This window comes from Flavobacterium sp. GT3P67, from assembly GCF_004349155.1.
Lineage (GTDB): Bacteria > Bacteroidota > Bacteroidia > Flavobacteriales > Flavobacteriaceae > Flavobacterium > Flavobacterium ranwuense.
In genome coordinates, this window is record NZ_SMLF01000001.1 from 97,090 (window position 1) to 121,133 (window position 24,044).

Sequence of the window (24,044 nt, forward strand, 5' to 3'; positions counted from 1 at the left end):
TCCTTTATATTGATTCTTAATTAATTATTTTTTGTACTAGGTATTTCTAACTTTAACGTGATAGATCACATTTGGTTTTGTTCCAACATGCTCCAATAAATGATACATTCTTTCGTCAGCAGCTAATTTAGTCACTTCGGCTTCTTTATCATTTACATCTCCAAAAATCATTGCTCCAGTAGAACATGCATTTGAACATGCAGTTTGGAATTCACCATCAACGATTGCTCTTCCTTCTCTTTTTGCTTTCAAAATTGTCGCTTGTGTCATTTGAATACACATCGAACATTTCTCCATAACTCCACGAGAACGAACATTAACATCTGGGTTCAATACCATACGCCCTAAATCGTCATTCATATGATAATCAAATTCACTGTTTTTGTTATACAAGAACCAGTTAAAACGACGCACTTTATACGGACAGTTGTTAGCGCAATAACGCGTTCCAACACATCTGTTATAAGCCATATGGTTTTGACCTTGACGAGAGTGTGAAGTTGCAGCAACTGGACAAACTGTTTCACAAGGTGCATGATTACAATGTTGACACATTACAGGTTGAAAAGATACTTGTGGGTTATCACCCGCTTTTTCCATTTCATTAAATGTAGACAATGAACTTGATAAACCTGCGATATTTTCTTTTCTTTCATTATCTCCTTCAAAAGTACTTTCAGAAGAATAATATCTGTCAATACGCAACCAGTGCATATCACGACTTCTTCTAACTTCTGATTTTCCAACAACAGGAACGTTGTTTTCAGCATGACAAGCAATTACACAAGCACCACAACCGGTACAAGCGTTCAAGTCAATAGAAAGATTAAAATGGTGACCTGTTGAACGATCAAAAGAATCCCATAAATCTACTTTAGTTGCTTCAACCAGTTTGTGATCCAATGAAACCATTGGTTGTTCGTTCCACTCTTTAGCATCTTTTGTATTAAATATCTCTAAAGAAGTTTCTTTTATAATATCGCCTCTCCCCATTAATGTTTTCTGACCTTGAACACAAGCAAACTCATGTTCTCCTCCAGCTTTCGCCAATGTTACAGACTGTACATTATTAAAACCTTTATATAAAGAGTAGGCATTTAAACCCACCATCATTTCTTCTTTCAAAGCCGCTTTACGACCGTACCCTAATGCTAAACCAATAGTTCCAACAGCTTGACCTGGCTGAACTATTACCGGAACATTTTCTAATTTAACACCATCAGCAGTAGTAATAGTTGCATAACTTCCGTTCAAACCACCATTTGCTACAATTTCATTAGAAAGTTCATATTTCTTAGCATCAGCATTCGAAACAGTAACATAATTATCCCATGATACTCTTGTAATAGGATCCGGAAACTCTTGCAACCAAGGGTTATTAGCTTGTTGCCCATCTCCCATACCTGTTTTAGTATATAAAACAAGTTCCAATCCTTGAGAAGCTTTTGATTTTGCCAAAGCATTTGCAGCGGCACTATAATCAGCAGAACCCGCAGATACAGCTGGAATAACTCCAACATAAACACCATCATGTAAAACTTTGTTCCAAGAAGAACCAGCTATTATTGTTGATGCATTAGCCTTAATATAATCGTAGAATGTACCTGTAAGTCCATTTAAAGACAACAAGACATCTTGAAATTGTTTTGTAGTAAAAAGAGGGCGAATTGCAGGCTGAGTAATTCCATAAGTACCTTTTGTAATACTTACATCATTCCATGATTCTAAATAATGAGGAACAGCAGCTGCAATAGTACTTACTAAAGCAGTTTCATCTTCTTTTAAAGAAAATGCCACTGATGTTTTTACTTTTTTAAGTCCTTCAACAAAAGAAGCACTATCCGCTAGAGTATAAACAGGATTAACACCACTCATCATCAAAGTATGAACGCTTCCAGCTTTCATATCATTGATTAATTGAGCAACTTTTGCATTAGATCCCTTTCTGATTTGTCTAACTCCAGAAGTACTGAAAGCTTCACTTGCCAACACTTGGTTGATAGCCAAAACTAACAACTGAGCATTTTTATCTTGAATACCGGATACCAATACTCCTTTTGAACCAGCAGCTTTCAATTGTTGAGCTGCTTTTGTAACTTCTGCTTTAAATTTATCTTCTAAACTTACAGCAACAGAAGAACCCGTTACAATATTATATATATGAACTAATGCTTGTTTTTGATTAGCCGTAGACATTGGTAAACGCTTATCAGCAGCAGCACCAGACAAAGTCATGTTTGCTTCTAATTGGAAATGACGAGACATCTTTCCTGCTTTAGGAATTCTCCCTTTAGCATAACCTGAATCAAATCCTCCACTTTGCCAATCTCCAAGGAAATCAGCTCCAACAGAAACTATAAGTGATGCTTTAGAGAAATCGTAATCAACCAAAGCTCTTTCTCCATAAACCGTCTCGAAAGCATCTAATGCTTCAGATTCAGATACAGCGTCATAAACAACATGTTTAGCATTTGGATTTTTACCGATAAATTCCGCAATCAATTTTTCAGTTGACGGGCTGGCCAATGTGTTTGTCAAAAGTACCACTTGACCACCTTTTGCAGCAGCATCAGCTATACTTGATTTAATTTTAGCATCAACAGCAGACCAAGTTGAATTTTTACCTTCAATTTTTGGTTCTTTCAAACGCATACTGTCATATAAAGACAGAATAGACGCATGAATTCTTGCATTAGCACTAAACTTAGCTCCCGCAATAGTATTATTATCTATTTTAATAGGACGCCCTTCACGAGTTTTTATCAAAAGATTAGCAAAATCAAATCCATCAAAAACAGAAGTTGCATAATAATCCGCTACTCCAGGAATGATTTGCTCCGGCTGAAGTACATAAGGTATTGACTTGTTCACAGGACCTTCGCAAGCTGCAAGCGTAGCCGCTGCAGTACTAAAACCAACGTACTTTAAAAAATCACGACGTGATGTTGACGAAGATGACAAAGCGTCATTATTTCCTAAAAATTCATCAGTAGGAATTTCTTCAACAAATTCGTTATTTTTAAGCGCCTCAACAATAGAACTATTTTTGTCTAGTTCTTCAACACTTTTCCAGTATTTTTTGTTTGATGACATATATAAATATTAAAATCTTAATAATTTGATTAATAATGGCATTTACCACATTCTAAACCTCCCATTTGCGCTGCAGTCAATTTGTCTACACCGTATTTCTTAGAAAGTTCTTCATGAATTTTAGTATAGTATTGATTGCCTTCCATTTTAACATCCGTTTTTCTATGGCAATCTATACACCAACCCATTGTTAATGGAGCAAATTGTTTTTGAATTTCATACTCTTGAACAGGACCGTGACACGTTTGACATTCAATTCCGGCAACAGTTACGTGTTGAGAGTGATTAAAATAAACGAAGTCAGGTAAATTATGAATACGAACCCATTTTACAGGCTGCGTTTTTCCGGTATAACTTTGAGTTGTTTTATCCCAACCAACCGCAGTATATAACTTTTGGATTTGCTCATCATAGAATGCTTTGCTGTATTCCGGAGTAGCAGTAGTTTCTGCAACTTCAGCAATATTCTTATGACAGTTCATACAAACATTCAAAGAAGGAATTCCAGCATTTTTACTAACTCTTGCAGCAGAGTGACAATATTTACAGTTAACTTCATTGTCTCCGGCATGAATTTTATGCGAGAAATGAATAGGCTGAATAGGCTGATAATTCTGATCTACGCCAACTTGCATTAAAAACCCATAAACAAAATAACCACTCGCTAAAAGCAAGAATATTGCCGTAACTAAAACCAAAAACTGGTTTCTGGCAAATGCTTTCCATATAGGAGTTGTTGGAGCTTTAGGAGCTACCACAATACCGTTTGCTTTTGCAACTTTAGATAAAACCTTGTTTACCAAAAACAACATCACAACCAGAATAATCATAACAAGCGCCAAAGCACCTAATATAATATTGTTTGAAATTCCGTTATCTACTGCTGGCCCACCAGGAACTTCAACACCTGTAGTTTTAGGCACTTCCGCCTTAGGCTCTGAAGTATACGCGATGATATTATCAATATCAGCATCTGTCAATTGAGGAAAAGCAGTCATTACTGATTTGTTGTTTTCTTCAAAAACCTTAACAGCCTGAGCATCGCCAGATTTAATTAGGTCTGAACTATTATGAACCCACTTATGAAGCCATGCAGCATCATATTTAGCAGCCACCCCTCTAAGGGCAGGACCTGTTGATTTGGCATCAAGTTTGTGACATGCCGCACAGTTTGAATTAAAAAGCTCTTTACCCTTTACCGGGTCTGCACTTTGCGAAGTAGCTGAAGCATCCGGAGCCGCAGCATCAGCCGCAGGAGTAGCTTCTTGAGCAAATGAAGTAAAGGAAAAAGATAGCATTAAAGCTATGCTAAAAAATAATTTCCTTGAGATCGAATTATGGTTACCCACCTTTTTCATATAGTATAATGATTATCTACTAAAAATTGGCACAGTTTTTTCTAATTGAAATATAAAAAACTGATCCTTTATTTAAAAACTGGGACAAAAATACGACTTAAGAACTATTCTCAAAACCTTAAAATAGTCTTAATTTCAATTTATATCAATTCTAAATAACATTTAATATTTGCCATCAGTCATTAAATAGTACTTTTGCACAAAAACAATCACATTATGAGAATTTTAGCCTCTGGAAAAGCATTTCTTATCTCACTTACCTTATTTATTTCCTATTGCAATGCACATGCTCAAGATGGAAATATCAGAGTAAATCAAGACTCTAAATTTGAACAATTATTGAATGAAAAGAGAAAAACAAATGTCACAAACACTGTAAATGACTATTATAAAATTCAAATTTTCAGTGGAGACAGCGAAAAAGCAAAAAAAACATTGAATGATTTCAAGCAAGAGTTCAGAGATATAGATGCCACTATTACATTCTTCACTCCGAATTACAAAGTTTGGGTAGGGAATTTCAAAACACGAATTGAAGCAGAACGAAATCTTATCGAAATTAAAAAAAGCTACAGCAATGTACATTTAATAAAGCCAAACAAATAAAATTTATCTTCATTTTAAATTGAAACATTCAAAAGAAATCACGAATAAATAACAAGTAAAAAAGCAACCCGGATAGAGTTGCTTTTTTTGTTTTTAAAACACCGTTGCGGGCGCAAAGTCTGAGACGTTTGCACAGCATTCCCGGCGAAAACTTAGGAGAACGGGACTATTTATTCATCTTGCAATTCTAATTCTTCAACTTCTTCTTCCGCTTCGGCATCTAATGAAACCACCATTTTCGAGACATTCAAAATAGTCATTAATTTTTCTTTGAGAAGTTCTTTTCTTTTATTAAAAAAGCTAACAAAGTGGATTAATTCCAAACTTTCATTTTCTGGAAAAAAATGCAGTAGTTTATAACTATTTTGCTTTTCCACAGTTGGATGCATTTGCTCTAACCATTCAATCAATGTTTTTGCACTTTTTTGTTGATTAGCAATAGCTTCAATCAATTGAAGGTTTGGTAATGAATTGTAATTATTCACAAACTCATCTCTAACTTCTCTAGACAATACACCCATTTTTTCCAATGTTTTATTATTAAAAAGAGATTTTGGATGAATATGATCTTGATGGAAAGTATAATCATGATTTAAAGGATATAGCAATCCGAGAACCATAAATGCAAATGAAGATCCATATTGAGTTGTCAAAAGATGCTCTATGTTCGATTCTTGAAACTCTAAAGATTTGTTTGATCCTTTATATTTTTCAATTAATTGTTCTAATGGGAAGATTCCTGAATTTGAAGAAATAATAGTCCTATATATTGGATACAAGCTATCAGGAGTACCACCAAATATTTTCTTCAATAAAGCTCTCATTAACCATTCTTTAATAAGGCTTCTATTTTTTTCCTGATTTGCATGATGCAAAATTTCCTCACCAATTTTATTTTTTTTAATAAAATATGCAATTGGAATAATTGCATTTGTAGCAGTTAAAGTTTGACTCGAAAATCCAAAATGATTAATCAATTTCACAGAAAGCAAAAGAGATTTTGAAATATCATCCCATTCATTTTCAATCTTCGTCATGTTTTCTGTAGTAAAATTATCTACACGAAAACGAATGTCTTTTAAATCTGTTAAAACCAAACAAGACTTAAGAACGAGATCTTTGTTAAAATTGAACTTTTTTCCTACAGCATTCATTTTATCAACAAATGAATGTATAATAACTCTTGCATCCTTTTTCTTCCATTGAGCCGTGGCTATTGACAACAATAAATCTGAATAGCTTAACTTGGTTCCACCGCTATTTATTCTAATAAAAATGTGAAGTACTTTATCTAATTGTTCACTTTTTTCAAGGTAAAAATTAATAGATTCTTGTTCATTAATTACCTGATATAATTTAGTTAACGTTTTAGAAGCAAAAACTGATTGTTCCGTAGTTCTAATAGAAGTATCAGTCAATCCGTTACTAATAAGATAATTCATAATATCCATCATATCATTAAAATCTAAAATAGCACCAACCTTGAACCAATGAAAATCCATTGAATGCTTTTCTTTATAAATTTCAATTTCACGATCTGTTAAAAAACGAAAGTCAAATTCTTTTTCAGTATCATCTGAATTCTTAAGCAAGTTTAAATATAATCTCTTTTCAGGAAAAGCATGATCACTTTTCCAGTTATATTTTGACAATTTTCTTGCATCACTTCCTTTTAAACCAATATATAATGAGGTCAATCTTTGTTGTCCATCAAGAATTGCCATTCTGTCTTTAGTTCCACTCAATTCTGCTGGGTCATTGTGCTTTTTGTCTCTTTCATGATAATTCGACATGAAACGATAAAATTTAAACTTGTTCAAATTTTCAGCTTTAACTTTCCAAAACAAAAAAGTACTGATCGGATAATCTCGCATTATAGAATCAAACAGCAATTCTATTTGATTTGGACCCCAAACAAATTCTCTCTGAATCGATGGAAGAATAAATTCTTGTTCCTGAATGGATTCAATTGCCTCCCTAATTTTTATAGGTTTTTCGTAAGCCATTATATAAATTGTTTTAATGTTAAAATATTCTATCTATAAATTTCAACTTCCGCTAACAAGAAAATATCAACGTAAAAATAGCACAAATTTATAGTCCGTTTTCAACAAAGACAATGTTTTTTTAACACAAAAATACTATATAAAAAAAGGATGTAAAACAAAAAAATCCCGACGAATCGGGATTTTTATAAATATTTGTTTGAAATTCTATTTCAATTTCTTTTTAACAGCAACCTCATGGTACGATTCAATAACATCTCTTTCTTCAATATCATTGTATCCTTTTACTTGAATACCACAATCGTATCCTTTAGCTACTTCTTTGACATCGTCTTTGAAACGTTTCAGTGCTAAAAGCTCTCCTGTAAAGACAACTACACCTTCTCTAATGATTCTCATTTTAGCGCTTCGGACAATTTTACCGTCCATTACCATACAACCTGCAATTGAACCTACTTTCGAAATTTTGAATATCTCTCTAATCTCAGCTGTACCCAGAATTTCTTCTTTCATTTCAGGAGCTAACATTCCTTCCATTGCATCTTTTAAGTCATCGATAGCGGCGTAAATAATAGAATAGTAACGGATATCAATTTCTTCTTTGTCCGCTAATTGTCTTGCATTTCCAGCAGGGCGAACATTAAATCCAATGATAATTGCATCTGAAGCAGAAGCTAACATTACGTCAGTCTCAGTAATTGCTCCAACACCTTTATGGATAATATTGATTTGAATTTCTTCAGTAGATAATTTAGAGAACGAATCAGACAATGCTTCAACAGAACCATCCACATCTCCTTTAAGGATAATGTTCAATTCTTTAAATTGACCCAATGCAATTCTACGTCCAATTTCATCCAATGTAATATGTCGTTGTGTACGTACGGATTGCTCACGCATCAATTGAGAACGTTTTGAAGCAATTTGTTTCGCTTCTTTTTCGTCTTCAAAAATATTGAACTTATCACCCGCAGTTGCTGCTCCATCAAGACCAAGAACTGAAACTGGAGTCGAAGGACCCGCAACAGTTACTATATTCCCTCTTTCATCATGCATGGCTTTAATTTTACCATGATGCTTACCGGCCAACATATAATCTCCAATTTTCAACGTTCCGTTTTGAACTAATATCGTAGAAACATATCCTTTTCCTTTGTCAAGGAAAGCTTCAACAACAGTTCCAGAAGCCGCTTTATTTGGATTTGCTTTCAAATCTAAAAGTTCCGCTTCTAACAATACTTTTTCTAATAATTCTTTAACACCTGTTCCTACTTTCGCAGAAATATCATGTGATTGAATTTTTCCACCCCAATCTTCTACCAGTAAATTCATACCTGCTAATCTTTCTTTTACTTTTTCAGGATTAGCATTTGGCTTATCAATTTTATTGATTGCAAATATGATAGGAACTCCAGCTGCTTGAGCATGGCTAATTGCTTCTTTAGTTTGCGGCATGATGTCATCATCAGCAGCAATTACAATAATGGCAATATCTGTAACTTGAGCACCACGCGCACGCATCGCAGTAAACGCTTCGTGACCCGGTGTATCTAAGAATGCGATTTTTTGTCCGTTATCCAAAGTTACTCCGTAGGCGCCAATATGTTGTGTTATTCCTCCAGATTCCCCTGCAATTACGTTTTCTTTACGAATGTAATCCAGCAACGATGTTTTACCGTGATCGACGTGACCCATTACCGTTACAATTGGCGCTCTGAAAACTAAATCTTCTTCTCTGTCTTCAACAACCTGAATTGCTTCTTCGATATCCACAGTGATAAATTCAACTTCATAACCAAATTCATCAGCAACGATAGTCAATGTTTCTGCATCAAGACGTTGATTCATGGTAACCATGATTCCAAGTGACATACACGTACCAATAACTTTAGTAATTGGCACATCCATCATGATGGCAATTTCTCCTACCGTAACAAACTCAGTAACCTTAATGGTTTTACTTCCTTCGTCAATAGCTCTTTGCTCATCATCAGATTTCTGACGGTGCGTATCTCTTTTATCTCTTCTATATTTAGCCGCTTTAGATTTACCACCTTTACCTTGTAGTTTCTCTAAAGTCTCTCTAATTTGATTTTTAACTTCTTCTTCAGTAGGCTCCACTTTTGCAACAATTGCAGGTCTGTTTCCTTTTACAAAACCAGGTCTTGCACTTCTGTTTGCATTGAATCCACCTCCACCTACATTAGGCGTAATCTTGTTAGGATTTGGCGCACCAGGAACTCCCGGTGTTGCAGGCGGTCTAGGAGCACCCGGTTTAGGAGCAATCCTTTTACGCTTATTTTTATTTGCATTGGCTGCAGCCGAACCTGGAGCACCCGGTTTATTCGGAGTGATTTTTGGTTCTTCTTTTTTCTTTTTCGGCTTGTTGAATTGAGATAAATCAATTATCTGTCCCGTCAAAGTAGTTCCCGATAGTTTTTGATATTGCGTTGTGATGGTTTCATCAACAGGCGCTTCATCCGCTTTAACTTCCTCGGTTTTTGCAACCACTTTTGGTTCAGCAGCGACTTCTTTAGCAGCCTCTGTTTTAACCTCTTTTATCCCAACAATAGGTTTTACCTCTTTTTTGTCTGAAACAGGTTTCTCAGTTGACGGTTTTTCAGTTAACGGTTTCTCAGGTGAAACTTCTTTTGAAACAGCTTTTACTTCAGATGCATTAGCTACTGGAGCCTCTGCTTTTTCAACAGCTTTTACAGGCGGAACGGTTGAAGGTTTTTTTGGATTAAGATCAATCTTACCCACTTGTACCGGACCTGCTATAACAGCTCTCGCTTTTATAACTTCTTGTTGTTTTACTCGCTCTTCCTCAATTTTACGTTTGTCTTCGATTTCTTTTTCTCGTTCTAAACGCAAAGCTTCTTTTTCTTTTCTTTTCTCTTCCCCTACTTCTTTTGAAGCCTCCTTATTCCCTTTGTCACCTGCAAACTGACCGCACAAGACATTGTATACATCATCAGAAATTTTTGTGTTTGGATTTGCTTCAATAGCAATCCCCTTATCTTTTAGATAATCCACAGCTCTTTCTAAAGAAATATTCAATTCCCTTAAAACTTTGTTTATTCTAATAATTCTCTCTTCAGACATAAAACCTTTTTATTATTACCTTTTTTGTTATTCCTCACTTTACTCCCAACTCGATACCTACCGAGCAAGAATTCATTGTAAAGTGGCATGTTTATCGTTGAAGATACATCTGACTAACTGTCAAATTCTTCTTTCAATATTCTCATTACATCCAGAATAGTTTCCTCTTCCAGGTCTGTTCTTCTTACTAAATCTTCCACATCTTGTTTTAAGATACTTTTTGCTGTATCCAAACCAATTTTTGCAAATTCTTCAATAACCCAGTCTTCAATTTCATCTGAAAACTCAGTTAATTCAACATCATCCTCATCAGCAGTTGCACCAGCAACATCACCTTCGCGAATAACGTCTAATTCATAGCCAGTTAATAAACCTGCTAATTTAATGTTGTGTCCACCACGACCAATTGCTTTTGAAACCTCTTCAAGCTTCAAGAAAACTTCAGCTCTTTTTGTCTCTTCATTTATCTTAATAGAAGAAACTTTTGCAGGACTTAATGCTCTTGTGATAAACAATTGAATGTTACTTGTATAATTGATAACGTCGATATTTTCGTTTCCTAATTCACGAACAATTCCATGAATACGAGATCCTTTCATACCCACACAAGCTCCTACAGGATCAATTCTATCGTCATAAGAATCTACGGCTACTTTTGCTTTTTCACCTGGTATTCTTACCACTTTTTTAACCATAATCAAACCGTCAAATACTTCAGGGATTTCTTGTTCAAATAATTTTTCCAAAAACTTCTCCGAAGTTCTGGACATAATAATTTGAGGTTTATTTCCTTTTAATTCAACGCTTTCTATTATTCCCCTAACATTATCTCCCTTGCGGAAAAAGTCAGAAGGTATTTGTTTTTCTTTTGGCAAAATAATTTCATTTCCTTCGTCGTCCACCAAAATCACTACTCTTGGACGCACATGATGCACCTCAGCAGTATAGATATCACCTATTAAATCTTTAAATTGTTTGTAAAGATTCGTGTTATCATGTTCATGAATTTTAGAAATTAAATTCTGACGTAAAGCTAAAATTGCTCTTCTTCCTAAATCAATTAATTTCACTTCTTCGGAAACCTCTTCACCAATTTCGAAATCAGGCTCTATTTTTCTAGCTTCAGTCAAAGTAATTTCAAGATGATCAAAATCTAAGTCTTCATCCGCAACGATCACTCTTCTCTGCCATATCTCCATATCTCCTTTATCAGGATTTATAATGATATCGAAATTATCATCTGAACCGTATTTTTTCTTCAATGCATTTCTAAATACATCTTCCAAAATTGCCATAAGCGTTACACGATCAATAAGTTTATCATCTTTAAACTCTGAGAATGAATCGATTAATGCTAAATTTTCCATGCGAATTCTTTAATTAAAATGTTACTGTAACAATTGCTTCTTTTATATCTACGTAAGGCAATTTAAGTTCTTTTTGAACTGTTTCTTTCCCTTTTCCTATCTTTTTTGGCTCTCTTGCTTTCCAAGACAAAATTACAAAATCATCATTAGCATCCACTAATTCTGCTTCAATAATTTCAGCCGAAGTCTTCACAATCAATGTTCGACCTATATTTTTCTTGTATTGTCTTATTAATTTCAACGGAGATCCAACTCCTACTGAAGCAACTTCTAAAGAGTAATCCTGTTCCTCTCTGTCCAAATTACTATCTATGAATCTACTTACATCTATACAATCCTGAAGAGCTACTCCATTATCTCCATCCAAAGTCACTATAACTTTGAAAGCATCAGTGATAACAAGGTCTATCAAAAAGATTGACGGCTTTTCTAATAAGCCTTCCGTCAGCAACGTATTTACTTTTTCTTTAAATGTCATATTTTTTATAAAAAGAGGGGACATTTAGTCCCCTCATTATCTAGATTTTAATAAATAACGGTGCAAATATAGTGTTTTTTTTTATAAACTAAAATAATCGATTGCTGTAAAATAATTTCTTATCTTTAATGTAGTATTAAAATAGCACTTTTCATCATAATTTAACGCTTTATAGTTATGAAACGAATTTTAGTCCCTACCGATTTTTCCGAACATGCAGAACACGCATTAAAAGTGGCCGCCATAATTGCAAAAAAAAATAATTGCGAAATCTTTTTGTTGCATTTATTAGAATTGCCTAACCAGATGAATGACGCAGTAACCGGCGGAAGCAGCATCCCCGAAGTGATGTTGTTTATAAAAAAAGCAAACGAAACACTCCAAAAAATCAAAGAACAACCCTATTTAAACGGAATTTCAGTAAATGCATCTGTACAATTCGAAAGAGCCTTTAGCGGCATTTTATCGTTTAACAGAAAAAATGAAATTGATTTAATTGTAATGGGCTCCCATGGAACTTCAGGCATCGAAGAAGTACTCATCGGATCCAATACCGAAAAAGTGGTACGACTCTCAGAAATTCCGGTACTGGTTATAAAAAAGAACATTCATGACTTTAAATTCAACAACTTTGTATTTGCCTCTGATTTTTCGAAAGAAACCAAAAAACCTTTCAAAAAAATGATAGAATTTGCCAAAATATTTAATGCAAATTTATACTTAGTCATGATATGCACTCCCAATAGTTTTAAAACTACCAAAATGTCCGAGGAAATAATGAAAAAATTTACCGCCTCTTTTGATATCGAAAACTACTCTACACACATTTACAATGACGTTAATATAGAAAATGGAATTATCAATTTCTCCAATAGCATTGATGCTGATTTAATAGGTCTTTGCACACACGGAAGAACTGGATTTGCTCATTTTTTCAATGGAAGCATTAGTGAAGACTTAGTAAACCACACGATCAAACCAGTAATAACTTTCAAGATTTAATTAAATCAAAACAGTCCAAACTCAACTCCCCCCAGCTTATCCACAGGCATTTCAGTAAATTAAACTCCAAAAACAATCTGCTGGATTTATTGCATAAAAAAACCTCTCAATAAATGAGAGGTTTTACGTTGGTCTACAAGGACTCGAACCTTGAACGACTGCACCAAAAACAGTTGTGTTACCATTACACCATAGACCAGCATTGCTGCTAAGCGAGTGCAAATTTAAAATAAATTTTAGTTTGTACAAATTTATTTCGTCTTTTTATGAAAAAAAAATTATTAAAAATTCAAAACAACATCAAAAAATCACAAAAAACCTTTACAATCAATGTGTTATTGAAATGTAATACTTTTCCAGAAAATATTGTTAATGCTATCAAGGTTAAACAAAAAAACATTTTCTTTGTAACTCAAAATTAAATTAAATTTTAGTACATGGATAAAGCAGCATTCAATTTCAATAAATGGAATACAATTATTGGTTGGTTTACATTTGGAATAGCATTATTAACATACACTTTAACTGTTGAACCCACCATGAGTTTTTGGGATTGTGGCGAGTACATTGCCACAGCAGCAAAACTTGAAGTAGGCCATCCTCCAGGAGCGCCTTTATACCAGATGATTGGTGCATTTTTCGCCATGTTTGCTTCAGATGACACAAAAATTGCTTTAATGGTGAATATGATGTCTGTATTCTCGAGTGCATTTACCATTTTATTTTTATTTTGGTCTTCATCTATAATTTTAAAGAAACTGATTTCAAGATTTTCTGACCCGAGCCAAAAAGGCGAACAGGCGGAGCAAACAAATAAAAACAATGATATTGTTATTCTTGGAAGTTCATTTGTTGGAGCTTTAGCCTACACTTTTTCGGATAGTTTTTGGTTTAATGCCGTAGAAGCCGAAGTGTACGCCATGGCATCTTTATTTATTGCCTTGTTATTTTGGCTGGGTTTACGCTGGGAACAAGACATGGACAAACCTAGAGGAAACAGATGGCTATTAATCATTTCTCTTGTTGTTGGACTTTCATTCGGAGTCCATTTCATGGCTTTATTAACAATTCCAGCGATAGGTTTCCTTTACTTTTTCAAAAACTATAAAGTAGTTACCCTCAAAAATTTCATCATTGCAAATGTTGTTGTTATCGCCATTCTATTATTTATATTCAAATTACTACTCCCTATGACTATGGGATTCTTTGGTAAAACCGAAATTTTCATGGTCAACAGTTTAGGATTACCGTTTGACTCGGGGACTATTTTTGTTGCATTAGTCTTAATTGCTTTCTTTTACTTTGGATTAAAATACACCAAACAAAAAGGCTTCGTACTCTACAATACTATAATCCTTTGTATATTATTTATTTTAATTGGTTTCTCTACATGGATGATGTTGCCCATCAGAGCAAATGCAAATACCGTAATCAACGAAAACAAGCCATCGGATGCAGCTGAAGTTCTTGCGTACTACAATAGAGAACAATACGGTATAAATCCTTTGTTTTATGGACCTCAATACACAGAAGCTTTCGCTGGTTTAGACAAAAACAATCCTTATCTGGACAAAGCTCCCAATTACGAAAGAGATTACAAAACTGGAAAATACAGTATTACGAATAATTTCAAAAATGCTGAGCAAAACACAGATAATAATCAAAAAACTATTTTGCCAAGAATGTGGAGCGGTGATCACATCGAAAACTACATGAATTTTACAAATCCACCTCAATTCAGATTAAATCCTGATTATCCATATGAGGATGATTTAGCCAAATACGGTATAGATCCGAGTCAATTGAGCGAGGAAGATTACAACAAAGCGATTGCTCAATTAAAAAACGAAACCGAAAAAATAGTTACTGAATTCAGACAAGCCTACGCTCAAAAACAAATTGACAACGAAGGTTATGTTACGTTCCTGAAAAGTTATGGTGATTATTTAATTGTTGAAAAACCTACAACTGCTGACAATTTAGGGTTCATGGTTGAATACCAGTTTGGTTACATGTACTGGAGATACTTGATGTGGAATTTTGTTGGCAGACAAAATGATATTCAGGGGAAATACGACTATCTGGATGGCAACTGGCTTAGCGGCATAACATTCATAGATGAATTACATTTAGGAAGTCAAGACAATCTACCTTCGGATGTATTGAATAACAAAGGTCGAAATGTGTATTTCTTTCTGCCATTTATTCTCGGCTTAATCGGTTTAATGTATCACGCTAATAAGGATTTAAAAAGCTTCTATGTATTACTCGCCTTATTCCTTTTTACGGGAATAGCGCTGAAAATCTACTTAAACGAAAGACCTTTCGAACCTAGAGAAAGGGATTACGCTCTAGTAGGTTCCTTCTATGTATTTGCCATTTGGATAGGCTTCGGTGTTTATGCATTGTACGAAAGTGTCACGAAATATTTAACTCCAAAACTGGCAGGCCCTATTATCATAGCAGCCAGTTTATTGGCAGCACCAGTTCTTATGGCTTCTCAAAACTGGGATGATCACGATCGTTCTGGTAAATCTACTGCAGTAGCAATGGCAAAAGCATATTTGGAATCCTGCGATCCAGACGCAATTTTATTCACTATTGGCGATAATGACACGTTCCCGCTTTGGTACGCACAAGAAATCGAAAAAGTGAGAACGGATATCAAAATTGTGAACACGAGCCTTTTCATGACGGATTGGTATATCGATCAGATGAAAACTAAAACATACGAATCAGATCCCTTGCCTATTTCATTTACACACGATCAATATGTGGGAGACAAACTGGATTATGTAGCTCACATTCCAAAAATTGAAAGTCGTTGGGATATAAAAGACTTCATCAATTTTATCAAAAACCCAAAATCAACTGTAGACATGCAAAATGGACAAACAATCCATTTTTACCCTACTAACAAGATTCGAATTCCTGTTGACAAAAATATAATTATAAAAAACAAAGTAGTTAATCCTAAACACAACGATTCTATTGTCCCTTACATTGATTTGGACATCAAAGGAAATGCATTGTACAAAAACAGATTGATGATGCTTGACATTGTTGCTAATAACAATTGGAAAAGACCAATCTATTTTAGCGGTGGCGCATTTGATAATGAAGATTATATCTGGATGAAAGAATACCTTCAATTAGAAGGAATGGTTTACAAACTGGTTCCAATAAGAACAGTTTTACCAAAAGACGCAAGTCCTCTTAATATGGGACAAATAGATTCTGATAAAATGTATGCAAAAGTAATGAAATGGGATTGGGGTAATGGCGAAAGCAGTACTATCTATCACGACCCAGAAACTCGTAGAAACAGCATAACCTATAGAGCAAACCTATCCAGATTAATGAATCAGTTAATTATTGAAGGCCAAAAAGACAAAGCAAAAAACATTATCGATTTGGCTATGACAAAAATGCCTTTGGAGTATTTCGACTATTATTCATTAGTAGAACCTTTTGCTGACGGATATTATAAAATCGACGAGAAATTAAAAGCACAACAATTGTTGGACAAATTAATCCTAAAGTATAGAGAGAACCTTAATTATTATGGCAATCTAAAATCTTCTGAGCAAACTAGTATTGCCATTCCTATCATCACTGATATTGAGCGATACAGAAGTCTTTTAACTGTAATGAAAGAAAATGGCGATTTAGATTTCTATAACAAAAATAGAATTGTATTCAATACTTACATTAAAATGTTTGACCGCTTTGGACGCGAAAAAGAATAACTTCAAACAAAAAAGATTCTGATTAGAAAAGGTAGCGATATTGAAAAATGTCGCTATTTTTTTTTAATTTTAAAACTAAAAAATGAAACTTTACTGGATAAAGACGAATTGGATTATAAAAAAAATATTCTCTAATTATACTTGGGATGTTTCCAATACCGGAAGCAGTAATTCAGTCTACCTCACATTTGACGATGGACCTATTCCAGGAATTACAGAATGGGTTTTGAATGAATTAAAAAAGCACAATGTAAAAGCTACTTTTTTTTGCATTGGAGATAATATTGATAAAAACCCCGAAATATTCAAAAAGGTAATTAGCGACGGTCATTCCATAGGAAATCACACTTTTAATCATTTGAACGGTTGGGAAACTTCAACTGAAGCCTATATTGAAAACACTAAACAATGCGAAGCAGCTATTCAAAAAAATAGTACTAACAATCTAAAATCTGAAATATTTCGTCCGCCATACGGCAAGTTAAAAGTATCTCAATCCAGAAAACTCCGAAAGCTGGGTTACAAAATAATTATGTGGGACGTCCTAAGTGCTGATTTTGACACAACAATATCAAAAGAACAATGTTTGGATAATGTGTTACCAAATGTAAAACCTGGCAGCATTATTGTTTTTCACGATAGTATAAAAGCCTTCAAAAACTTAGAATACGTATTGCCTAAAACATTAGCTTACTTAAAAGAAAATAATTTTAATTGTGAGGTGTTGTACTGAAATCCGTTACAATTGTTCTTGAACAATACTAATAATAGTGTTCGCATCTAATTCTCCGGACTGTCTCCATATCATTTGACCTTGTTTGTAAATCATCAACGTAGGCAAGCCTTTAATGCGTAAAGCATCAGCTAATTCTTGATTTTTATCCACATCAATCTTTATGACTTTTGCTTTATCACCAAGAGCGGCTGCTACATCTCTAATTACAGGATGCATTGAAACTGAAGGCTCATTCCATTCTGTGTAAAAGTCTATTAACACAGGCACTTGAGCATTTATAAGTTCTCCAAATTTTGACATAAAACCAAAAATTTAATTTTTTAAATTCACTAAAAAGAGATATTTATTTTACAAATGTAGCATTTTTAACGTATTATGCCACATTAACACCTTTTTTTAGTTCAATGACTGTTATTTCTGGCATGATTCCTACTCTGCCCGGATAGGCATGAAAACCAAAACCTCTATTGACATAAACGTATCTTCCTACGTTTTCATATAAACCAGCCCATTGTTTGTAAACATACTGTGCCAAACTCCATTTAAAATATCCTGGAATCTCGATTCCAAACTGCATTCCGTGTGTATGACCCGAAAGCGTGAGGTGATAATGCTTATCATCATGTTGCACTACATGCTCCCAATGCGAAGGATCATGACTCATCAAAATCTTAAAATCTTCCTTCTTTAACTGCCCTGAAGCTTTATTTAAATCTCCGGCCTGCTTGAAATTATGACCCCAGTTTTCGACACCAACCAATGCGATTTGAGCGCCTCCTTTTTCAATAAAAGTATGTTCGTTTAGCATTAATTTGAAACCAATTTGTCCATATAAATCTTTAATGGCTTTGAAATTATCTTCTTTCGCTGCCACTGATGGCCAAGTTATATATTCGCCATAATCGTGATTCCCTAAAACCGAATATTTTCCATATTCATGTTTTTTAATTCTATTAAAGGTTTCTATCCAAGGATGCATTTCTTTAGCATCCGTATTGACAATATCACCGGTAAACAAAATCATATCTGAATTTTGTTCGTTGACTAAATCAATTGCATAATTAATTTTCTCCGGATTATCAAAACTTCCGCTGTGAACATCTGATATTTGAGTGATCGTAAAACCATCAAAAGCATCGGGTAAATCAGGAAAAAAAATGCGTTGCTTAATTACTTTATAATTGTATTTTCCTATGGTCACACCATAAATTAAAGATAAAAAAGGAACTGCTGCTAGGCCCAATCCTATTTGACTGACAAACTTCCTTCTTGAATTCAAAAAATCTGCATTTTTATCATAATTGACAAAATGGTTAACAGCTCCAACACCTAATCTAAAGATGTCTTCTCCCATTAATATCAATGTCAGAATTAATTTTGGAACATAAACAATAAGCAGCAACCCCATGATAACCATCAGTTGCTTGGTTTGCCCTGAGTTTCGGTCAAACTGCATCAAAGAATAGACAATATAGACTAAAACTACCAGGCTTATAAGCTGAATTGAAAACAAAACTGGCCTTGATTTTATTAAAGTTTTTAATACCTGAAAGGTATAAAGCTCAATAATAAGAAGGATTAAGCACAAGAATACGATACGAAAGATCATTTTAAAAAAATTTTAAACAAAATAACAAAACAATTCATCAAAATGGCTTCTTATTAATTAAAAATTAACGGTTGATTAAATTTAAAAAAAGCACCTATTCTTTGAAATACAAAAAAAAAACCGCATTATTTAATATAAAAAATAATGCGGTTTTTAATAAATTATAAATTGATGTTTTTTATTTTATAGAAAGATTAAAAGAATAAGTATCTAATTTTGTTGTAGTTCCAGTTGATATCCTTTTTAAATGCAATTCTATGGACTCATCTTTATTTAAAAATACATTCCCTGAAATTGGAAACGATTGGGTGAAACCACTATTTGTATCGATAAAAGTTTCTGTTTCCGGCAAAGGAGTCACAGTTGTACCATTAGCACCAATTTTAGCAAAATAGAAAACATAATTTGTATTTGATCCTAAATTCGCTGGCGCTACTTGAAATGATACCGAAGTAATTACTTGAAAAGACCTTGGCTTTTTCCCTGTATACTTCAAACGTCCACTTACTGTAGATGCTGCTCTAAAAAGATTAGCATTATTTGTTACATTCGTTCCGACTTTATAGCCTGTATTTATTGTTGTAGCAGTTGTAGTCGTTGCGCTTAAATTGTTATTATCATAAATATTTCCAGCAGCTGAAGCATCAATTTCAGTTGGAATTCCAGGACAACGTACACTCCAATTATTATTAAAATTATATCCTGCATAACCACCAACTGTATATGCTTTTACATACACACCTGCACCCGAAAGCGCTCCTGTAAAAACGACGGATTCCATAACTGCATCTCCTGTAATAATAGGATTTAAAGACACGTCAAAACCAACACTGGTTCCCGTAACTTCACTAAAACCTCCTTGTTTAGTAACTAAAGAAAATGTACCAACTAACTTTTCATACGTTCCTGAATTAGCGAGAGGTGCACTTCCCCCAAACCAACCCGCATTACTAATCAATAACCTATTTACATCTTCATAAATAATTCCATTAGCATTACCAAAATATTGAACGATACTTACAAACACTAAATCAAAATTTTTGACAAGACCAACATTTGCAGAATTGGCTACAATGCAATCTCTAAAAACCAAACTTGATGTTCCGTTTCCCGTAAGATTAAAAACATTCCCTCCAGAAACTAAAGTTAATACCCTAATCGATCCACCAGTTGTACCTGTAAAAAGATCTCCACTAGCTTTAACTAATTTATCCTCCCCAGAATCTAAACCAGCGACATAAGCATTATTCAATTCAATAGGTAAGTCTACGACTACTTGACCGTTAATTTCGTATAAAGTTCCTGTGTCCAAAAGATACTTAGTATTACCTCCTGCGGCCTTCTCAGCAGCTAAAACTGTCGCTAGAACATCAGTAGATTTTATACGTTTAAACTTCAATCTACCATTAGCTTCGCTACTCAGTCTATTCCATAATGCTGTAGTTATATTGTAATGATAAAAAGATTTTAAATCCGTATCGTACACTATTAACCCATCGGTTGGAGAGACAATCGCAGTTCTTTGTACAGTTGTCATTCTGGGTGTCAACATTCCTTGGGTTGTTGATGAAACATCCAATACTGAACTTGCATGGGGTGTGATAGTTCCTATGCCTACTTGAGCAAACACATTTGTAGTTATTATCATGAAAAATAACAGACAGGCATGTAATACCTTTTTTGAAAAATAATTTTTTTTCATAATATAACGAATTAAAGATTAAATATAAAGAACCTCTCCCGGCTCAAAACTTCATATGTAAATTTACACAAAATATCGTTTAAATACTTAAATAATCGTTTAAAGGCGTTTTTTTAATTAAAATATATTTATATTCTTATAATTTAATATTTTACAATACTCTTTAATTAAAAGATTAATACCTATTTTCTTTCAAATCATTATTCGTGATTTTTCTCCAAATAAAGAATTGATTACTAAAATTTTTAAATGAATTTTTCAAAAAACCAAAAAAAAGAACACTTGTATGAATCATAAGAAATATTTCAATCCTTCACTCCTTTATCTGGCAAGTTTTGTACTTTTGAAAACTTTACAAAATCACAATCATGTCACAACAAAAACGCCTTTTCCTTCTTGATGCCTACGCCTTAATCTTTCGAGGCTATTATGCTTTCATAAAAAATCCAAGAATCAACTCTAAAGGGATGGACACATCGGCCATTATGGGATTTATGAATTCATTGATGGATGTAATTAAAAGAGAAAAACCAGACCATTTAGCCGTTGCCTTTGATAATGGCGGAAGTCAATTGAGAAATGATATATTTCCCGAATACAAAGCCCATCGCGATGCCACTCCCGAAGCTATTAAAATTGCGATTCCATACATTCAAGATTTACTGAAAGCCATGCATATTCCTATTATAGAAGTAAAAGGATATGAAGCTGATGATTTAATTGGAACTATTGCTAAACAAGCAGAAAAACAGAACTACAAAGTCTTTATGGTAACCCCAGATAAGGATTTTGCACAACTCGTTTCTGAGAATATATTCATGTACAAACCCGCCCGAATGGGAAATGGAATAGAAATTTGGGGAATTCCGGAAGTATTAGCAAAATTTGAAATCGAACGACCAGACCAAGTGATTGACTTTCTAGGAATGATGGGTGATGCTGCCGATAACATCCCAGGACTTCCTGGCGTAGGCGAAGTAACGGCTAAGAAACTTTTGAAAGAATTTGGAACCATGGAAAACCTTTTAGCGAATACTGACAAGCTAAAAGGAAAAATGAAAGAGAACATTGAAGCCAACAAGGAAAAAGGATTGTTATCAAAAACTTTGGCGACTATTTTACTGGATTGTCCGGTTATTTTTGACGAAACAGATTATGAATTATCAACTCCCGATGTAGAAAAAACAGATGCGCTATTCAATGAATTAGAATTTAGAAGAATGGCAGAACAATTTGATGCCATATTTAAAAAAGGGGGTACTGCAACTGCCAACAACAATCCCGTTGACGAAGCCAAATTATACAAAAAACCACAACCGAAAAACGAAGAACAGTTCGACCTTTTTGGAAGTACCATACCGGATGAATCGTCAGAAGAGACACCTCATCAATATTATAATTCACTAGAAAACACGGAACATTCTTATCAAATAATTCAAGGTGATTTAGGACTAAGATTGCTATTGCAAAATTTACAAAACCAAGCTTCTGTTTGTTTTGATACTGAAACAACAGGTTTGGACGCTTTGCATGCTGAATTGGTTGGAATCTCATTTTCGTATGAGAAAGGAAAAGGATTCTATGTTCCGTTTCCAGAAAATCAAGAAGAAGCACAAACTTTAGTTGAAAAATTCATTCCTTTTTTCGAAAATGAAAGCATTGAAAAAATTGGACAGAATTTAAAATACGATTTAAAGATTCTTTCTAATTACAATGTTACCGTGAAAGGAAAGTTATTCGATACCATGATTGCGCATTATCTGATCAATCCGGATATGCGTCATAACATGGATATTTTATCAGAAACGTATTTAAAATATGCGCCTCAATCCATTGAAACTTTAATTGGTAAAAAAGGGAAAAACCAGAAATCAATGCGTGATGTTGCATTGGAAGAAATAAAAGAATATGCTGTTGAGGATGCCGATGTCACTTTGCAACTCAAGGAAATATTCACATTGGAATTAGACAAAACTGGAACCAAGAAACTTTTTGAAGAAATCGAAATTCCATTGGTAAAAGTATTGGCCGACATGGAAAAAGAAGGAATCCGCGTAGATGTGGATTTCTTGAAATCACTGTCGAAAACATTGGATGACGATATTAAAATATTAGAAGCAAACATTTATGAAACTGCGGGCGAGAAATTTAATCTGGCTTCCCCGAAACAACTGGGTGATGTTTTATTTGACAAATTGAAAATTGGCGGAGCCAAACAAAAGAAGACCAAAACCGGACAATATGCAACCGGAGAGGAAATATTGAGTTATCTAGCTTCCGAAAATCCAATAGTGAAAGACATACTCGACTGGCGCCAATTGGTAAAACTACAAAATACGTATGTTGAAGCATTACCCAACCAAGTAGATAAAATTACAAACCGCATTCACACGGATTACATGCAAACCGTTGCCGCAACGGGTCGTTTGAGTTCGAATAATCCCAACTTACAAAACATCCCTATTCGTACCGAACGCGGCCGACAAATCAGAAAAGCATTTGTAGCCCGAGATGAAAACTATACTTTGGTTTCTGCCGATTATTCTCAAATAGAATTGCGTGTAATTGCAGCATTAAGTGGTGAAGAAAACATGATTAAGGCATTCCAAAATCACGAAGACATTCACAAATCTACGGCTTCAAAAGTATTTAATGTTCCGTTGGAAGAAGTGACTCGTGAACAACGAAGCCATGCCAAAACAGTAAATTTTGGGATTATTTACGGAGTTTCAGCTTTTGGACTGAGCAATCAAACCTCTTTATCCAGAAGCGAAAGTGCCGCTTTGATTGAAGCGTATTACAAAACATATCCAAGATTAAAATCCTATATTCAGGAACAAATTGATTTTGCAAGAGACAATGGTTATGTGCAAACAATCCTTGGGCGTCGTCGCTATTTGAAAGATATTAATTCTCAAAACGCCATTGTTCGTGGTGGTGCAGAACGAAATGCTGTAAACGCACCAATTCAAGGAAGCGCTGCCGATATCATCAAAATTGCAATGATTAACATTCATGAAAAACTAACGTCTGAAAACTGGAAAAGTAAAATGTTGTTACAGGTTCATGATGAGCTTGTGTTTGACGTGCACAATTCGGAACTCGAAAAAATTAAACCGATGATAAAACACGAAATGGAGCATGCTTTCAAGTTAGATGTTCCTTTGGATGTTGATTTAGGAGCAGGAAAAGATTGGCTGGAAGCGCATTAGAATTATCTTCCATTATACTCA

At 34.2% G+C, this 24,044-nt stretch carries 14 protein-coding genes and 1 tRNA gene; 5 read left to right on the forward strand and 10 right to left on the reverse strand.

Going from position 1 to position 24,044, the window contains the following annotated elements:
- Positions 1-36: 36 nt before the first annotated feature.
- Entirely contained in the window at positions 37-3,093 is a 3,057-nt protein-coding gene (locus tag E0H99_RS00395; RefSeq protein WP_131990287.1) for a TAT-variant-translocated molybdopterin oxidoreductase, read from the reverse strand.
- A 29-nt stretch (positions 3,094-3,122) separates the two neighbouring features.
- Positions 3,123-4,451: a c-type cytochrome gene (locus tag E0H99_RS00400; protein WP_131990288.1), complete on the reverse strand. Its 1,329-nt coding sequence runs from the start codon at positions 4,449-4,451 to the stop codon at positions 3,123-3,125.
- Positions 4,452-4,667: 216 nt separating this feature from the next.
- Here E0H99_RS00400 and E0H99_RS00405 point away from each other — a divergent pair, with 216 nt between their 5' ends.
- The gene (locus tag E0H99_RS00405) at positions 4,668-5,057 is read left to right on the forward strand and encodes an SPOR domain-containing protein (protein ID WP_131990289.1); all 390 of its coding nucleotides are present in this window, start codon (positions 4,668-4,670) and stop codon (positions 5,055-5,057) included.
- 170 nt (positions 5,058-5,227) lie between these two features.
- Here E0H99_RS00405 and E0H99_RS00410 read toward each other — a convergent pair whose 3' ends face one another.
- From E0H99_RS00410 to rimP, 4 genes are all read right to left on the reverse strand, one after another.
- Positions 5,228-7,063, reverse strand: coding sequence for a DUF262 domain-containing protein (locus tag E0H99_RS00410; protein ID WP_131990290.1), 1,836 nt, complete (start codon positions 7,061-7,063; stop codon positions 5,228-5,230).
- A 207-nt stretch (positions 7,064-7,270) separates the two neighbouring features.
- Entirely contained in the window at positions 7,271-10,168 is a 2,898-nt protein-coding gene (gene infB / locus E0H99_RS00415; protein WP_131990291.1) for a translation initiation factor IF-2, read from the reverse strand.
- A gap of 113 nt (positions 10,169-10,281) precedes the next feature.
- On the reverse strand, positions 10,282-11,535 hold the full coding sequence (gene nusA / locus E0H99_RS00420; RefSeq protein ID WP_039108733.1) for a transcription termination factor NusA: 1,254 nt from the start codon (positions 11,533-11,535) through the stop codon (positions 10,282-10,284).
- A gap of 13 nt (positions 11,536-11,548) precedes the next feature.
- Positions 11,549-12,013 carry a ribosome assembly cofactor RimP gene (gene rimP, locus E0H99_RS00425; RefSeq protein ID WP_131990292.1) on the reverse strand — a complete coding sequence of 155 codons (465 nt, stop codon included), beginning with the start codon at positions 12,011-12,013 and terminating at the stop codon, positions 11,549-11,551.
- Between the two features lie 177 nt (positions 12,014-12,190).
- Between rimP and E0H99_RS00430 the strand changes: the two genes are divergently transcribed.
- On the forward strand, positions 12,191-13,015 hold the full coding sequence (locus tag E0H99_RS00430; RefSeq protein ID WP_131990293.1) for a universal stress protein: 825 nt from the start codon (positions 12,191-12,193) through the stop codon (positions 13,013-13,015).
- Positions 13,016-13,143: 128 nt separating this feature from the next.
- On the opposite strand, the gene E0H99_RS00435 is transcribed toward E0H99_RS00430, so the two are convergent.
- Positions 13,144-13,214, reverse strand: a tRNA-Gln gene (locus tag E0H99_RS00435).
- Between the two features lie 238 nt (positions 13,215-13,452).
- On the opposite strand from E0H99_RS00435, the gene E0H99_RS00440 reads away from it, so the two are divergent.
- On the forward strand, positions 13,453-16,764 hold the full coding sequence (locus E0H99_RS00440; protein WP_131990294.1) for a DUF2723 domain-containing protein: 3,312 nt from the start codon (positions 13,453-13,455) through the stop codon (positions 16,762-16,764).
- Between the two features lie 82 nt (positions 16,765-16,846).
- Complete coding sequence (locus E0H99_RS00445) at positions 16,847-17,497, forward strand: polysaccharide deacetylase family protein (protein ID WP_131990295.1); 651 nt, start codon at positions 16,847-16,849, stop codon at positions 17,495-17,497.
- Between the two features lie 6 nt (positions 17,498-17,503).
- Here the strand turns inward: E0H99_RS00445 and E0H99_RS00450 are convergent, their stop codons facing one another.
- From E0H99_RS00450 to E0H99_RS00460, 3 genes are all read right to left on the reverse strand, one after another.
- Positions 17,504-17,800, reverse strand: a complete 297-nt coding sequence (locus tag E0H99_RS00450; RefSeq protein WP_099714276.1) for a thioredoxin family protein — start codon at positions 17,798-17,800, stop codon at positions 17,504-17,506.
- A gap of 73 nt (positions 17,801-17,873) precedes the next feature.
- Complete coding sequence (locus E0H99_RS00455; RefSeq protein ID WP_131990296.1) at positions 17,874-19,109, reverse strand: metallophosphoesterase; 1,236 nt, start codon at positions 19,107-19,109, stop codon at positions 17,874-17,876.
- Positions 19,110-19,287: 178 nt separating this feature from the next.
- On the reverse strand, positions 19,288-20,811 hold the full coding sequence (locus E0H99_RS00460) for a hypothetical protein (protein ID WP_131990297.1): 1,524 nt from the start codon (positions 20,809-20,811) through the stop codon (positions 19,288-19,290).
- 368 nt (positions 20,812-21,179) lie between these two features.
- Here E0H99_RS00460 and polA point away from each other — a divergent pair, with 368 nt between their 5' ends.
- The gene (gene polA / locus E0H99_RS00465; protein WP_131990298.1) at positions 21,180-24,023 is read left to right on the forward strand and encodes a DNA polymerase I; all 2,844 of its coding nucleotides are present in this window, start codon (positions 21,180-21,182) and stop codon (positions 24,021-24,023) included.
- Positions 24,024-24,044: the final 21 nt, after the last annotated feature.

Bases quoted from the DNA above. Each gene is read 5' to 3' on its own strand.
- E0H99_RS00395 (WP_131990287.1), bottom strand. From the start codon at position 3,093: ATGTCATCAAACAAAAAATACTGGAAAAGTGTTGAAGAACTAGACAAA.
- E0H99_RS00400 (WP_131990288.1), bottom strand. From the start codon at position 4,451: ATGAAAAAGGTGGGTAACCATAATTCGATCTCAAGGAAATTATTTTTT.
- E0H99_RS00405 (WP_131990289.1), top strand. From the start codon at position 4,668: ATGAGAATTTTAGCCTCTGGAAAAGCATTTCTTATCTCACTTACCTTA.
- E0H99_RS00410 (WP_131990290.1), bottom strand. From the start codon at position 7,063: ATGGCTTACGAAAAACCTATAAAAATTAGGGAGGCAATTGAATCCATT.
- infB (WP_131990291.1), bottom strand. From the start codon at position 10,168: ATGTCTGAAGAGAGAATTATTAGAATAAACAAAGTTTTAAGGGAATTG.
- nusA (WP_039108733.1), bottom strand. From the start codon at position 11,535: ATGGAAAATTTAGCATTAATCGATTCATTCTCAGAGTTTAAAGATGAT.
- rimP (WP_131990292.1), bottom strand. From the start codon at position 12,013: ATGACATTTAAAGAAAAAGTAAATACGTTGCTGACGGAAGGCTTATTA.
- E0H99_RS00430 (WP_131990293.1), top strand. From the start codon at position 12,191: ATGAAACGAATTTTAGTCCCTACCGATTTTTCCGAACATGCAGAACAC.
- E0H99_RS00440 (WP_131990294.1), top strand. From the start codon at position 13,453: ATGGATAAAGCAGCATTCAATTTCAATAAATGGAATACAATTATTGGT.
- E0H99_RS00445 (WP_131990295.1), top strand. From the start codon at position 16,847: ATGAAACTTTACTGGATAAAGACGAATTGGATTATAAAAAAAATATTC.
- E0H99_RS00450 (WP_099714276.1), bottom strand. From the start codon at position 17,800: ATGTCAAAATTTGGAGAACTTATAAATGCTCAAGTGCCTGTGTTAATA.
- E0H99_RS00455 (WP_131990296.1), bottom strand. From the start codon at position 19,109: ATGATCTTTCGTATCGTATTCTTGTGCTTAATCCTTCTTATTATTGAG.
- E0H99_RS00460 (WP_131990297.1), bottom strand. From the start codon at position 20,811: ATGAAAAAAAATTATTTTTCAAAAAAGGTATTACATGCCTGTCTGTTA.
- polA (WP_131990298.1), top strand. From the start codon at position 21,180: ATGTCACAACAAAAACGCCTTTTCCTTCTTGATGCCTACGCCTTAATC.